Source organism: Bradyrhizobium diazoefficiens, from assembly GCF_016612535.1.
Taxonomy (GTDB): Bacteria; Pseudomonadota; Alphaproteobacteria; order Rhizobiales; family Xanthobacteraceae; genus Bradyrhizobium; species Bradyrhizobium diazoefficiens_C.
In genome coordinates this window covers 2,397,846-2,410,653 of sequence record NZ_JAENXS010000001.1, presented here as the reverse complement: position 1 = coordinate 2,410,653, position 12,808 = coordinate 2,397,846, and the positions used below count along the sequence as shown (strand labels likewise).

Here is a 12,808-nt window from a genome sequence, read left to right as displayed (position 1 = left end):
TGAGGAACCAAGGAACCTCAACATGGCGCTTAGCATCAAGGACCCGGAGACGGAGCAATTAGCGCGGAGTCTGGCGCAATTGACCGGAGAGAACATTACGACAGCGACCAAGCGCGCCATTGAAGAGCGATTGCGTCGGCTCGGCGGTCAACCTCGCAAAGACGCACTGCTGCACGACATGGCCGAGATCAGGCGACGCTGGAGCGAAATGCGAATCGTGGATGACCGTACGCCTGAGGAAATTCTCGGATACGACGAGCATGGATTGCCGCGCTGATGGTGATCGACACATCGGCGATCGTGGCAATCGCGCTCAACGAAGACGATGCAGCGGATATTGAGCGACTGATCGCAGACGATCCGATCCGCCTGATCTCTGCGGCAACGGTGCTTGAAGCAACGATGGTGATCGAGACACGGCTAGGCGATGCGGGTGGGCGCGAGTTCGATCTCTGGCTCGTCAAGATCGGCGCCGAGGTCGTGGCGGTCGATGCGGGACAGGCCGATGCAGCACGGCGCGCGTGGCGGCGCTACGGCAAGGGACGTCACGTCGCGTCGCTCAACTACAGTGATTGCTTCTCGTACGCGCTGGCTATGACCCGCACCGAACCCCTGCTGTTCAAAGGCAAGGACTTTGCAAAGACCGACATCATTCGATCAGGCGTGGCGCCGCTGCGATAGCGTACCAAAGTAAAGACCTTACTCACACAGCTCGTAGGCGTCTTCGACCACATACGGACCGCCGCCGGTCGATGCGCGGGACGAGAACAGCACGAAGCGTTCGGCTGTGAACGCCTTGCTCGGGAAGTAGCCGCGGAGCGAGAGATAGTCGGCGACGTCACGGTCGGTGGCGTCGTGCAGCCGGGCCAGCGTGACATGCGGGATAAACTTGCGTCCCTCCGGGTTGAGGCCGATCCGCTGCATCATGCGCTCGAGCTCGGCCTGCAAGTCCATCAGCGGCTTGCTCGGTGTGATGGTAGCGACCACCGCGCGCGGCTTGCGGCCGCCGAAGCTCGTCAGCCCCTGCACCTTGACCTCGAACGGCTTGCGGTCGACGCGAAACAGCATCGAGGCGATTTCGTTGGCAGACATGCCATCGATATCGCCGATGAAGCGCAGAGTGACGTGATAATTTTCGGGATCGATCCACCGGGCGCCGGGAAGGCCGCCCCTCAGATTGGAAAGCGACTGGCCGATCTCGGCCGGAATTTCCAGACCAGTGAACAAACGCGGCATCGTTTCGCACTCCCGATGCTTGGGCATGATCCCTAGGAAAGATCATATCCAAATTTTAGAGCCAGCGACGAATCACCGGTACTCTGATTCCTATCGCAGTTGTGTGACTCTGCGAAGTGTTGCCAAGGCTACACCGGGAAAACCCTGGGTGTTAGGGTTAGCGTTGCCTGCTTTTCAACGGCGTTGCTCGCCGATCGTGCGCAGGAATGCCTCCACCGTGGGCAGCATGTTGTTGACGATGATGTCGACGCCTTCAGCGGTCGGATGAATGCCGTCGGCCTGATTGAGCTTCGCGTCGGCGGCGACGCCGTCGAGGAAGAACGGATAGAGCGGCACGTCGAACTGTTTCGCCAGATCCGGATAAATCGAATTGAAGCGCGCGCCATAGTCCGCGCCGAAATTCGGCGGCGCCAGCATGCCACACAGCATCACGGCGATCTTGCGCGCCTTGAGACGCTGAACGATGTCGGTCAGCGCCGCGCGCGTCAAGTCGGGATCGATGCCGCGCATCGCGTCGTTGGCGCCGAGCTCGAGGATGACCCCCTCGGTTCCCTCAGGCACCGACCAGTCGAGCCGGTCGCGGCCGCCGGAGGAGGTGTCGCCCGACACCCCCGCATTGATCATGTCGACCTCTATGCCTTTGGCTTGCAAGGCTTTTTGAAGTTTTGCGGGAAACGCCTCCTGGGCCGGAAGGCCGAGGCCGGCGCTCAGGGAATCGCCGAGAACGACGAGCTTGATCGGTTTTGTCGCCTCCGCGGAAGCGGGATTGGTGACCGTCATCAAAGCGAGCATCAACACGGCTATGTGCATGAACATTCCGTAACGCCTCTCGACCGCGCTAGCGGAGTTGCCATATGACCGGACCATGGACACTCGCATCGAATCCTCTTCGCTCGCCGGCACTGCGCCGGACACCATCGCCATCTCCAACGTCAATCTCTCATTGGGTTCGGGGGCGGCACGCGTTCACATCCTCAAGGATATCAGCTTGCGCGTCGGCTCGGGGGAGACGGTCGGCCTGATCGGCCCGTCAGGCTCGGGCAAATCCACGCTGCTGATGGTGATGGCGGGGCTGGAGCGTCCTGATAGCGGAGAGGTGGTGGTGTCAGGCACGCCTTTCAATGCCCTCGACGAGGATGCGCTGGCCCGCTTCCGCGGCCGCCAGGTCGGCATCGTCTTCCAATCCTTCCATCTGATCCCGACCATGACGGCGCTGGAAAACGTCGCCGTCCCGCTCGAGCTCGCCGGCAATCCCGATGCCAACAAGCGCGCGGCGCAGGAGCTGCAATCGGTCGGGCTCGGCGACCGTCTGCATCATTATCCGACCCAGCTCTCCGGCGGCGAGCAGCAGCGCGTGGCGCTTGCCCGCGCGCTGGCGCCCGATCCCGCCATCCTCGTCGCCGACGAGCCGACCGGCAATCTCGACGAGACCACCGGCAAGCAGATCGTCGACCTGCTGTTCACCAAACATGCCGAGCGCGGCATGACGCTGGTGCTGGTGACGCACGATTCCTCGCTGGCGCATCGCTGCGATCGCGTGATCCGCCTGCGCTCGGGCCGCATTGACACCCAGACGACGAAAGCATGAGCATAGCTGTCGAACCGTTTGCGAAGCCCAACGGCATCGCGCTGTCGTTGCGTTATGCGCTCCGCGAACTGCGCGGAGGCCTGCGCGGCTTCTACGTCTTCATCGCCTGCATCGCGCTCGGCGTGATGGCGATCGCCGGCGTCGGCTCGGTGTCGGCGAGCCTCAGCGACGGGCTCGCGCGAGAGGGGCGCACGCTGCTCGGCGGCGACGTCTCCTTCGTGCTGTTCCAGCGCGAGGCCAAGCCCGAAGAAGTTGCCTTCCTGCGCTCGCGCGGCACCCTCTCCGTCGCCGCGACCTTGCGCGGCATGGCCCGTGCGGCCGACGGCAAGCTGGCCCTGGTCGAGATGAAGGCGGTCGACGACACCTATCCGATCCTCGGACAGCTGACGCTGGCGCCGCCGCTGCCGCTGGCCGACCTGCTCGCGGAGCGTGACGGCGCGTTCGGCGCCGCCGCCGATCCGACGCTGCTGGCGCGTCTCTCCCTCAGGGTCGGCGACCGCGTCACCATCGGCTCTGCGACCTTCCAGATCCGCAGCACCGTCGAGGCCGAACCCGACAAGCTCGCTGGCGGCATCGGCTTCGGCCCGCGCTTCCTGATCAGCGAGGCGGCGTTGCGCGCCACCGGCCTGATCCAGCCCGGCAGCCTAGTGCGCTGGGTCTACCGCGTGAAGCTGCCTGACGCGGCCAACAGCGACCGCGCCACCGATGCCTTCATCGCGGATGCCCGCAACGCGGCGCCGCAAGCGGGCTGGGAGGTCCGCAGCCGCTCCAACGCCTCGCCGCAGCTCGAACGCAATATCAGCCGCTTCACCCAGTTCCTGACCCTCGTGGGCCTCGCCGCGCTGCTGGTCGGCGGCGTCGGCGTCGCCAATGCCGTGAAGAGCCATATCGATCGAAGGCTCGAAGTGATCGCGGCCCTCAAGGCCGTCGGCGCCACAGGGCGCGACGTGTTCGGCATTTATCTGGCGCAAGTCGTCCTGCTGGCTGCGATCGGCTCGCTGATTGGCCTCGCGCTCGGCGCCGCGATGCCATTCGCCATCGTCGGCCTGTTCGGAAAACTGTTGCCGCTACCGGTGGTGCCGGCCGTGCATGCCGACGAGCTGGCGCTGTCCTTCGTCTATGGCCTCTTGACCGCGCTCGCCTTCGGCCTGTGGCCGCTCGGGCGCGTCCACGACGTGCCGGTGGCGGCGCTGTTCCGCGACACCATTGCTGCCGAATGGCACCGGCCGCGCTGGAGCTATCTCGCCTTCATGGGCGTTGTCGTCGCGCTTCTGGTCGCCGTGGTGATCGGGCTGTCCTTCGACAAGCGCATCGCCGCGGTGTTCGTGGTCTCCTCCGTCGTCGTGTTCGCAGTGTTGCGCGGTGTTGCCGCACTACTAATGGCAATCGCGCGAAAACTGCCGCGCACGCGCTTCACCATGCTGCGGCTTGCGATCGCCAACATCCACCGGCCGGGCGCGCTGACGCCCTCGGTCGTGCTGTCGCTCGGGCTGGGGCTCGCCGTGCTCGTCACCATCATCCAGATCGACGGCAATCTGCGCCGGCAGTTCCTTGCCGCGCTGCCCGATCGTGCGCCATCGTTCTTCTTCATCGACATTCCGAGCACGCAGGCCGCCCCGTTCGACGATTATCTGCGCCAGATTGCGCCGGGCGCCAAGGTCGAGGACGTGCCGATGCTGCGCGGGCGCATCGTCGCCGCCCGCGGCGTCCGCGCCGAGGACCTCAAGCCCACCACCGATTCCGAATGGGTGCTGCAGAGCGACCGCGGCCTGACCTATACCGGCGAGCTGCCGAAGGGCTCCAAGGTGGTCGAGGGCGAATGGTGGGGCGGCGGCTATTCCGGCCCGCCGCTGGTCTCGATGGAGAAGAAGATCGCCGATGGGCTCGGATTGAAGCTCGGCGACGAAATCGTGGTCAACGTGCTCGGCCGCGACATTCCGGCCAAAATCGGCAATCTGCGCACCATCGACTGGCAGGGGCTCGGCATCAATTTCGTGCTGGTGTTCTCGCCGAATGCCTTCAAGGGCGCGCCGCACACCCATATCGCGACGCTGACGGAAGCCGGCGGCGACGCGGCCGGCGACGGCAAGATCATCAAGCAGGTTGCCGACGCCTATCCGATGGTGACGAGCGTGCGCGTGCGCGAGGTGATGGAGACGGTCGGTGCGGTCGTGACCAATCTGGCGCTTGCGATCCGCGGCGCCAGCGCCGTGACGTTGATTTCCGCGATCCTGGTGCTGGGCGGTGCGCTTGCCGCCGGTCACCGCCACCGGGTCTATGACGCGGTGATCCTGAAGACGCTGGGCGCGACGCGGCTGCGGCTGCTCGGCGCCTATGCGCTCGAATACCTGCTGATCGGGCTCGCCACCGCGGTGTTCGGCGTGATCGCCGGCAGCATCGCCGCCTGGATGATCGTGACGCGGCTGATGACGCTGTCATTCGTCTGGCAGGCCGGCAGCGCGGCCGGCGTCGTTGCGGCCGCCCTGGTCGTCACCGTCGGGCTCGGGCTCGCCGGCACGCTGCTGGCATTGAACAAAAAGCCCGCCACAGTGTTGCGCAATTTGTGACAAAAGGTAGCGGGTGGCGTTGTGGGAGCCAAATCGCACGCTTCCTGCGATTAACCACGTCGGCTCGTCAGGTTCTCGTCAGGATTGCGTGCCCGGGGCGACATTCAGCCGCGCGTGGACGGTTGCAGGGAATGTGTTAGTTTCCCACATATCGGATGGGTTCGGAGTCCCGATCGTTAGCCAAATTTAATGTCGGCCGACATCGGTATCCGAGATAGAATTGACGAACCGGCGGCATGGCGACCCCTCATGCCGGACCGGGCAACCAACGGGAATTCGACCATGTCGGACCTAGACCGCAATTACGCTTCTCCTTTCGGCAGGGCCGCCGGGCGTGTTGACGCCGCGACGGTCGACGCCGGCCTGCGCGCCTACATGCTGCGCATCTACAATTACATGAGCATTGGCCTCGCCATCACCGGCTTGGCCGCGCTCGGTGTCTACATGGCTGCCGTGACCGACGTCCCGACGGCCGAGGCCATCCGCGTCGGCAAGATGTTCCTGACGCCGTTCGGCTACGCGATGTTCGTGAGCCCGCTGAAATATCTGTTCATGCTGGCGCCGCTCGCCATGGTGTTCGTGATCTCGGCCGGCATCAACCGTCTTGCCCCCTCGACCGCTCAGATCCTGTTCTGGGTGTTCTCCGCGCTGATGGGCATCTCGCTGTCCTCGATCTTCCTGGTGTACACCCACACCTCGATCGTGCGGGTGTTCTTCATCACCGCGGCCACCTTCGGTGCGCTCAGCCTCTACGGCTACACCACCAAGCGTGACATGAGCGGCATGGGCTCGTTCCTGTTCATGGGCCTGATCGGCATCATCATCGCGAGCCTGGTGAATTTGTTCCTGGCGAGTTCGGTGCTGCAGTTCGTCGTATCGGTGGTCGGCGTGCTGGTGTTCGCGGGCCTCACCGCCTGGGACACCCAGCGGCTGAAGAACGACTACATCTACGGCTACGCCTCGGCCGGCGGTGACATCGCCGAGCGTGCGGCGATCTCCGGTGCGCTGTCGCTGTACTTGAACTTCATCAACCTGTTCACGCTGCTGCTGCAGCTCCTCGGCCAGCGCGACTAAGCGTTCGATCCGAGAGAACGGACACGAACCCCGGCCGAGAGGCCGGGGTTTTTGTTTGGCAATGAATGCCTCGTAGCCCGGATGGAGCGGAGCGCAATCCCAGGACTCATCTCCCCTTCCAGCGCTCGCGGGAAGGCTCTAATCTCGCCCCATGTCAGCACCCGAAATCAGGCTCACCACCGAGGCCGACCTTCCCGCCATCACCGCCATCTATCAGCAGGCCGTCCGCGAGGGCACCGCGACGTTCGAGCTGGAGCCGCCCGACCTCACGGAGATGACGCGCCGCTATCGCGCGCTGGTCGACGGCGGCTATCCCTATTTCGTCGCCCTCATCGACGGCCGCGTCGCCGGATACGCCTATGCCGGCGCCTACCGGCCCCGCCCCGCCTATCGCTTCACGGTCGAGAACTCGATCTATCTCGATCCCGCCTTCCACCGCCGCGGCATCGGCTCGCTGCTGCTGGAGCGGCTGATCAGCGAGTGCGAAGCGCGGGGCTACCGCCAGATGATCGCGGTGATCGGTGATTCCGCCAATGCCGGCTCGATCGGCGTGCACACCAGAGGCGGCTTCAAGATGATCGGTACGCATCCCAATGTCGGCCTGAAATTCGGCCGCTGGCTCGATACGGTAATGATGCAGCGCGACCTCGGCGAGGGCGCGAGCACGTTGCCGGGGACGTAAAACCTTGTAGCCGGGATGGAGCGCAGCGCAATCCAGGACAGGTTCATCCGCTGATACGACCGCCCCGGATTGCGCTGCGCTCCATCGGGCTACGAAGCGTCAGACCACCGCCAGTTTCCTATCGATCACCAGCAGCACCCGGTCGAGCTCATGGCCGCGGCGCAGGATCAGACCAGTCGCCGAGATCACGCTGTACATGCCCTGCTTGCGCGCGAGCCGGGGATCCTTCTCGATGCGATAGATCGGCACTTCGGAGGCGCGGCGGAAGACCGAGAACACTGCGCGGTCCTTCAGGAAGTCGATGGCATAGTCGCGCCACTCTCCGTCCGCGACCATGCGGCCGTAGAGATTGAGAATTCGGTTCAGCTCGAGCCGATTGAATGTCACCCGGCTCAGTTGGGTATTCGCAGCGGCGGAGCGCGCCCCTGCGCGCTGCTCGCTCGGATCGGCGTCCTCCGGCGTCAAACTCATGCAGCACCTCATGTCGCTCCAGCATGACCCTCCGTCAGCGAAGACCGTCCCCGGAGCTGCGGATCATGACAATTGCATGATCGCGCCAACTGTTCCCCGCTGCAAGAGGCTCTTAAGAGCCCTTGAACGGTCCTGACTCACCCGCTGAGTCGGTCACGACTCATGACACACGCAACGGTGGAACTTCTCAGCGGCAAACCGTCACGGGATCGTTAGCAGGAATCATAGTATCGCCGCTTTTCCGCCCACCGCCTGCCGCCCTGCATTGCCAAAAGAATTGTGTGCGTTGACCCGGTCCTTTCGGTTCCGGATTCCTCAGCCCCCAGCCCCCCGGGGTCGTTAGGATCGGGTCTGTACGCACGACAAGGAGGGCCAACGCGAGTTGGTCCTTTTTTGTTTGTGGCGGGATCTTTCTGTTTGTCGTCATTCCGGGGCGCGCGAAGTGCGAACCCGGAATCCATCGAACCCAATCCAAATCGCGAAATGGATTCCGGGCCCGCGCCAAGAGGCGCGTCCCTGAATGACGGAGACCAAATTTCCTGAGACGATCTTCGCCCGCTTCAGTGCAGCGACGTGTACGCCGCGCCGAGCATCGGGCCGGGCTTCTCGCGGCTGCCGTCCTGGACGTAGACCACCGCGCCATCGACGCCATCGCGCGTGAGGTTCTCGATCGGCACCGTCCAGCTTTCCGGACGTCCGTTCCAGTCGCCGACCTTGAGCAAATTGCGCACGACGTTGTGGTAGGTGATCTGCTGCCCGCGATTCTCGCCGCGGCTGATCTCGATCGGCACCGATTTCGCGATCGAGCAGATCCAAACCTCGCCATGCGAGACCGCCGGCTCCTTGCTCGCGGCCACCGACACGTTGATCTGCTTGCCTGCGAGCGACATCGTCACCGGCACGCTCATCACGCCCGTGCCCTTGTCGGTTTTACCGATCGCACTTTCGATGCCGGCGCGATCACTGCCAATGACATGCGCAGAACCGTTGACGACGACCTGCGGCGTATAGACCTCGCGATCGCCGCGCATGCGTGAATAAGCGCGCTGCCGCGCCGAGAAGCGGGAATCCGCCAGCGTGTCCTTCCAGCCGAGATAATCCCAATAGTCGATCGGCATGCTCAGCGCGATGACCGAAGGATCGTTGGCGAGATCGCCGATAATCTTGTCGGCCGGCGGGCAGGACGAGCAGCCCTGGGAGGTGAAGAGTTCGACCACGGCGCGGGGATCGGCCTCGGCCGGACGGATGACGGCGACGATCGCACAAATGCCGAGTGCTCCCGACCAGAGTGCCCCGGACCAGCGCGAAACGAGATTAGAAGCCATCATTCCAGTCATATCGAACGTCACACTAGGTCATTCGTTGAGGGGGATCTTATCGCCTGATGGTCACCGTAGTCTTGCGGGCGCAGCACATTCAACCGTCCGAGCAAACGCCAAAGCAACATCCAAGGCGCGCTTCTGCCGGACGGGCCCATCCAAAGCGTGTCGTAACGCAGAAAGGCGGCCTTGTGATAGGCCGCCTTTGTTTAACCTTCTACTCACGTCGCAGTGAGCCACCGTTCACAAATTCGCGCTTAGGCCGCGAGCTTGCGCAGCACATAGTGCAGAATGCCGCCGTTGCGGTAGTAATCGAGCTCGTCCAGCGTATCGATGCGGCAAAGCAGCGAAACGCGCTGCAACGAACCGTCGCCGGAGACGATTTCCGCGGTCAGCTTCTGGCGGGGCTTCAGATCACCGACGAGGCCACGCAGCGTGACCTTCTCGTCGCCCTTCAGACCGAGCGACGACCAGGAGGTGCCGTCCTCGAAGGTCAGCGGCAGCACGCCCATGCCGACCAGGTTGGAGCGGTGGATGCGTTCGAAGCTCTGGCAGATCACGGCGCGCACGCCGAGCAGGCGGGTGCCCTTCGCAGCCCAGTCGCGCGAGGAGCCGTTGCCGTATTCGGCGCCGGCGAACACCACCAGCGGTACCTGCTCCTGCTGGTACTTCATCGCGGCGTCGTAGATCGACATCTGCTCGCCGTCGGGCCAGTGCTTGGTGAGACCACCTTCAGGGATATTTCCATCCGCGCCCTTGAGCATGAAGTTCTTGATGCGGATGTTGGCGAAGGTGCCGCGCATCATCACTTCATGGTTGCCGCGACGCGTGCCGTACTGGTTGAAGTCGGCAGGACGCACCTGGTGCTCGCTGAGATATTTGCCAGCGGGCGAGGTGAGCTTGATCGACCCGGCCGGGGAGATGTGGTCGGTGGTGATCTTGTCGCCGAACATGGCGAGGATGCGCGCCTCGACGATGTCGGTGACCGGCTCCGGCTCCTTCTTCATGCCGTCGAAATAGGGCGGGTTCTGCACATAGGTCGAGCTCATGTTCCAGCGATAGGTCTCGCTCTCGACCGTCTTGATCTTGCGCCAGTTGGTGTCGCCCTTGAACACGTCGGCATACTTCTTCTTGAAGATCGCCGCGGTCACGAACTTCTTCATGAAGGCGTTGATTTCCTTCGTCGTCGGCCAGATGTCCTTCAGGTACACCGGCTTGCCATCCTTGCCTTCGCCGAGCGGCTCGACGGCGAGGTTCTTGGTCACGCTGCCGGCGAGCGCATGCGCGACGACCAGCGGCGGCGAAGCGAGATAGTTCGCCTGCACGTCCGGGGATACGCGGCCTTCGAAGTTGCGGTTACCGGACAGCACGGCCGCGGCGACGATGCCGTTGTCGTTGATCGACTTCGAGATCTCTTCCGGCAGCGGACCGGAATTGCCGATGCAGGTGGTGCAGCCGAAGCCGACCAGGTTGAAGCCGACCTTGTCGAGATCGGCCTGGAGACCGGAATCGGCGAGATAGCCCGCAACCACCTGGCTGCCCGGCGCGAGCGAGGTCTTCACCCACGGTTTTGCCTTCAGGCCCTTCGCAGCAGCGTTACGGGCAAGGAGCCCGGCGCCGATCAGAACGCTCGGGTTCGAGGTGTTGGTGCAGGAGGTGATGGCGGCGATGACGACGTCGCCATGACCGATCTCGAAGTTCTTGCCTTCGACGGCAAAACGCTTCGTCGGCGCCTCGGTCTTCTTGTACTCGGTGCCGAGCGCAAGCGAGAAGCCTTCGGCGACCGACGGCAGCGCGATACGGCCTTCGGGACGCTTCGGACCGGCCATCGACGGCACGACGTCGGCGAGGTCGAGCGTCAGCGTTTCCGTGAACACGGGATCAGCCGATTTGGCCGTGCGGAACAGGCCCTGCGCCTTGGCATAGGCCGCCACCAGCGCGACGCGGTGGGCCTTGCGGCCTGACGTCTTCAGATAGTCGATAGTGGCCGCATCGACTGGAAAGAAGCCGCAGGTCGCGCCGTATTCGGGCGCCATGTTGCCGATGGTCGCCTTGTCCGCGACCGAGAGATTGTCGAGGCCGGGGCCGAAGAACTCGACGAACTTGCCGACCACGCCGAGCTTGCGCAGCATCTGCGTCACGGTCAGCACGAGGTCGGTGGCGGTGACGCCTTCCTTGAGCTGGCCCTTCAGCTTGAAGCCGACGACGGTGGGCAGCAGCATGGACAGCGGCTGGCCGAGCATGCAGGCTTCCGCCTCGATGCCGCCGACTCCCCAGCCGAGCACGGCCAGACCGTTGACCATGGTGGTGTGGGAATCGGTGCCGACGAGCGAGTCGGGATAGGCGACCTCGAAGGTGCCGGTCTTCTTGCCGACCGTCATCTTCTCCTTCTTGGTCCAGACCGTCTGGGAGAGATATTCGAGATTGACCTGATGGCAGATGCCGGTGCCGGGCGGCACGACGGAGAAATTCGAGAACGCCTTCTGGCCCCACTTCAGGAACTCGTAGCGCTCCTGGTTCTGCTTGTACTCTTCGGTGACGTTCTTGCCGAAGGCCTTGTTGTCACCGAAGAAGTTCACGATCACGGAGTGGTCGATGACGAGATCGACGGGGACCAGCGGGTTGATCTTCTCGGCATCGCCGCCGAGCTTCTGCATGGCGTTGCGCATCGCGGCGAGATCGACCACGGCCGGCACGCCGGTAAAATCCTGCATCAGCACGCGCGCCGGGCGGAACGCGATCTCATGTTCCAGCGACCTCTTGCGCAGCCATTTCGACACTGCGACGATGTCTTCCTTCTTGACCGTGCGGCCGTCCTCGTTGCGGAGAAGGTTCTCGAGCAGGACCTTCATCGAATAGGGAAGTTTCGAAATTCCCTTCAGACCATTCTTCTCGGCCGTGGGCAGGCTGTAATAGACATAGGTCTTGGCGCCGACCTTGAGGGTCTTTTTGCATTTGAAGCTGTCGAGCGAGGTCATGTAGGAAATCCCAATTGTTAGTTATACCCGGCAAGGGGTATTTTAACACCGTCAGCGTAGCAGGCTGGGTCGCTTGCAGGGGCAGGTTGAGTTGCTGCATCAAGTAGTTCCGGGCTTATAGAAGCTTTCTAACCGCGCCGCCACAGCCACAATCGAACCCAGCAAGTCGCGAGCCAAAAATTCTGATGCGCTACCCCAAGAATTCCTGAGGCCCGGCTTTGAACGGGTTGGACCGAGGTCAGATGCAGCTGTGCGGACGCGGGGTGATTTGCGTGCGGGGCGGCCGCGAGGTGTTTTCCGGGCTCGATTTCGAGGCAGCCTCCGGCGAAGCCGTGGCGGTCGTGGGGCGCAACGGATCGGGCAAGACCTCGCTGCTGCGGCTGGTCGCAGGTCTGCTCATTCCGGCTGGCGGCACAATCGCGCTCGACGGGGGCGATGCCGAGCTGACGCTGCCCGAGCAATGCCACTATCTCGGCCACCGCGATGCGCTGAAACCGGCGCTGAGCGTGGCGGAAAACCTGTCATTCTGGGCCAATTTTCTGGGCGGAGAGCGTTTTGACGCGGTGGCAAGCCTCGCGGCCGTCGGCCTCGACCACGCCACCGATCTTCCCGCGGCCTTCCTGTCCGCCGGCCAGCGCCGCCGGCTGTCGCTGGCCCGGCTGCTGACGGTTCGCCGCCCGGTCTGGCTGCTGGACGAGCCAACCAATGCGCTGGATGTGGCCGGTCAGGACATGTTCGGCGCGCTGATGCGCGACCATCTGGCGCGCGGCGGCCTGATCATGGCCGCCACCCACATGCCGCTCGGGATCGAATCGCGAGAGCTGCGGATCGGGGGGACAGCATGAAGTGGATGGACCCTCAGTTTTCCAATCGGCCGGGCGCCGCCTTCGCGC

Annotated in this window: 12 protein-coding genes; 7 read left to right on the top strand and 5 right to left on the bottom strand. The window is 63.8% G+C overall.

Annotation, left to right across the window (positions count from 1 at the left end):
- The first annotated feature begins 22 nt into the window (after positions 1-22).
- Positions 23-277, top strand: coding sequence for a type II toxin-antitoxin system VapB family antitoxin (locus tag JJE66_RS11385; RefSeq protein WP_200514360.1), 255 nt, complete (start codon positions 23-25; stop codon positions 275-277).
- Positions 277-681, top strand: coding sequence for a type II toxin-antitoxin system VapC family toxin (locus JJE66_RS11380; protein ID WP_200514359.1), 405 nt, complete (start codon positions 277-279; stop codon positions 679-681). The genes JJE66_RS11385 and JJE66_RS11380 overlap by 1 nt, the downstream gene beginning before the upstream one ends.
- Positions 682-699: 18 nt before the next feature.
- Here the strand turns inward: JJE66_RS11380 and thpR are convergent, their stop codons facing one another.
- Together thpR and JJE66_RS11370 are read right to left on the bottom strand one after the other, a co-directional pair.
- Complete coding sequence (thpR, locus tag JJE66_RS11375) at positions 700-1,236, bottom strand: RNA 2',3'-cyclic phosphodiesterase (RefSeq protein WP_200514358.1); 537 nt, start codon at positions 1,234-1,236, stop codon at positions 700-702.
- A 174-nt stretch (positions 1,237-1,410) separates the two neighbouring features.
- The gene (locus JJE66_RS11370) at positions 1,411-2,046 is read right to left on the bottom strand and encodes an arylesterase (RefSeq protein WP_200514357.1); all 636 of its coding nucleotides are present in this window, start codon (positions 2,044-2,046) and stop codon (positions 1,411-1,413) included.
- 55 nt (positions 2,047-2,101) lie between these two features.
- Between JJE66_RS11370 and JJE66_RS11365 the strand changes: the two genes are divergently transcribed.
- The 4 genes from JJE66_RS11365 (at position 2,102) to JJE66_RS11350 (ending at position 7,147) form a co-directional block, all read left to right on the top strand.
- Positions 2,102-2,824 (top strand): ABC transporter ATP-binding protein, encoded by a 723-nt coding sequence (locus tag JJE66_RS11365; RefSeq protein ID WP_200514356.1) that lies wholly within the window; start codon positions 2,102-2,104, stop codon positions 2,822-2,824.
- Positions 2,821-5,391: an ABC transporter permease gene (locus JJE66_RS11360; RefSeq protein ID WP_200514355.1), complete on the top strand. Its 2,571-nt coding sequence runs from the start codon at positions 2,821-2,823 to the stop codon at positions 5,389-5,391. Before JJE66_RS11365 ends, JJE66_RS11360 begins: the two co-directional genes overlap by 4 nt.
- A 282-nt stretch (positions 5,392-5,673) precedes the next feature.
- Positions 5,674-6,465, top strand: a complete 792-nt coding sequence (locus JJE66_RS11355; RefSeq protein WP_200514354.1) for a Bax inhibitor-1/YccA family protein — start codon at positions 5,674-5,676, stop codon at positions 6,463-6,465.
- 151 nt (positions 6,466-6,616) lie between these two features.
- Complete coding sequence (locus tag JJE66_RS11350) at positions 6,617-7,147, top strand: GNAT family N-acetyltransferase (protein ID WP_200514353.1); 531 nt, start codon at positions 6,617-6,619, stop codon at positions 7,145-7,147.
- A gap of 99 nt (positions 7,148-7,246) precedes the next feature.
- Here JJE66_RS11350 and JJE66_RS11345 read toward each other — a convergent pair whose 3' ends face one another.
- The 3 genes from JJE66_RS11345 to acnA all read right to left on the bottom strand — a co-directional run bounded on the left by JJE66_RS11345 (position 7,247) and on the right by acnA (position 11,915).
- The gene (locus tag JJE66_RS11345) at positions 7,247-7,618 is read right to left on the bottom strand and encodes a DUF2794 domain-containing protein (RefSeq protein ID WP_200514352.1); all 372 of its coding nucleotides are present in this window, start codon (positions 7,616-7,618) and stop codon (positions 7,247-7,249) included.
- 560 nt (positions 7,619-8,178) lie between these two features.
- Entirely contained in the window at positions 8,179-8,955 is a 777-nt protein-coding gene (locus JJE66_RS11340; RefSeq protein ID WP_200515330.1) for a thioredoxin family protein, read from the bottom strand.
- A gap of 239 nt (positions 8,956-9,194) precedes the next feature.
- Positions 9,195-11,915, bottom strand: a complete 2,721-nt coding sequence (gene acnA / locus JJE66_RS11335) for an aconitate hydratase AcnA (protein WP_200514351.1) — start codon at positions 11,913-11,915, stop codon at positions 9,195-9,197.
- Between the two features lie 242 nt (positions 11,916-12,157).
- Here acnA and ccmA point away from each other — a divergent pair, with 242 nt between their 5' ends.
- The gene (ccmA, locus tag JJE66_RS11330; RefSeq protein WP_200514350.1) at positions 12,158-12,760 is read left to right on the top strand and encodes a heme ABC exporter ATP-binding protein CcmA; all 603 of its coding nucleotides are present in this window, start codon (positions 12,158-12,160) and stop codon (positions 12,758-12,760) included.
- The last annotated feature ends 48 nt before the right edge of the window (positions 12,761-12,808 follow it).

What these genes read in the sequence shown, in the direction of transcription:
- JJE66_RS11370 (WP_200514357.1), bottom strand. Translation starts at nt 2,046, where the DNA reads ATGCACATAGCCGTGTTGATGCTCGCTTTGATGACGGTCACCAATCCC.
- JJE66_RS11345 (WP_200514352.1), bottom strand. Translation starts at nt 7,618, where the DNA reads ATGAGTTTGACGCCGGAGGACGCCGATCCGAGCGAGCAGCGCGCAGGG.
- JJE66_RS11340 (WP_200515330.1), bottom strand. Translation starts at nt 8,955, where the DNA reads ATGACTGGAATGATGGCTTCTAATCTCGTTTCGCGCTGGTCCGGGGCA.
- thpR (WP_200514358.1), bottom strand. Translation starts at nt 1,236, where the DNA reads ATGCCGCGTTTGTTCACTGGTCTGGAAATTCCGGCCGAGATCGGCCAG.
- acnA (WP_200514351.1), bottom strand. Translation starts at nt 11,915, where the DNA reads ATGACCTCGCTCGACAGCTTCAAATGCAAAAAGACCCTCAAGGTCGGC.
- JJE66_RS11385 (WP_200514360.1), top strand. Translation starts at nt 23, where the DNA reads ATGGCGCTTAGCATCAAGGACCCGGAGACGGAGCAATTAGCGCGGAGT.
- ccmA (WP_200514350.1), top strand. Translation starts at nt 12,158, where the DNA reads ATGCAGCTGTGCGGACGCGGGGTGATTTGCGTGCGGGGCGGCCGCGAG.
- JJE66_RS11355 (WP_200514354.1), top strand. Translation starts at nt 5,674, where the DNA reads ATGTCGGACCTAGACCGCAATTACGCTTCTCCTTTCGGCAGGGCCGCC.
- JJE66_RS11365 (WP_200514356.1), top strand. Translation starts at nt 2,102, where the DNA reads ATGGACACTCGCATCGAATCCTCTTCGCTCGCCGGCACTGCGCCGGAC.
- JJE66_RS11380 (WP_200514359.1), top strand. Translation starts at nt 277, where the DNA reads ATGGTGATCGACACATCGGCGATCGTGGCAATCGCGCTCAACGAAGAC.
- JJE66_RS11360 (WP_200514355.1), top strand. Translation starts at nt 2,821, where the DNA reads ATGAGCATAGCTGTCGAACCGTTTGCGAAGCCCAACGGCATCGCGCTG.
- JJE66_RS11350 (WP_200514353.1), top strand. Translation starts at nt 6,617, where the DNA reads ATGTCAGCACCCGAAATCAGGCTCACCACCGAGGCCGACCTTCCCGCC.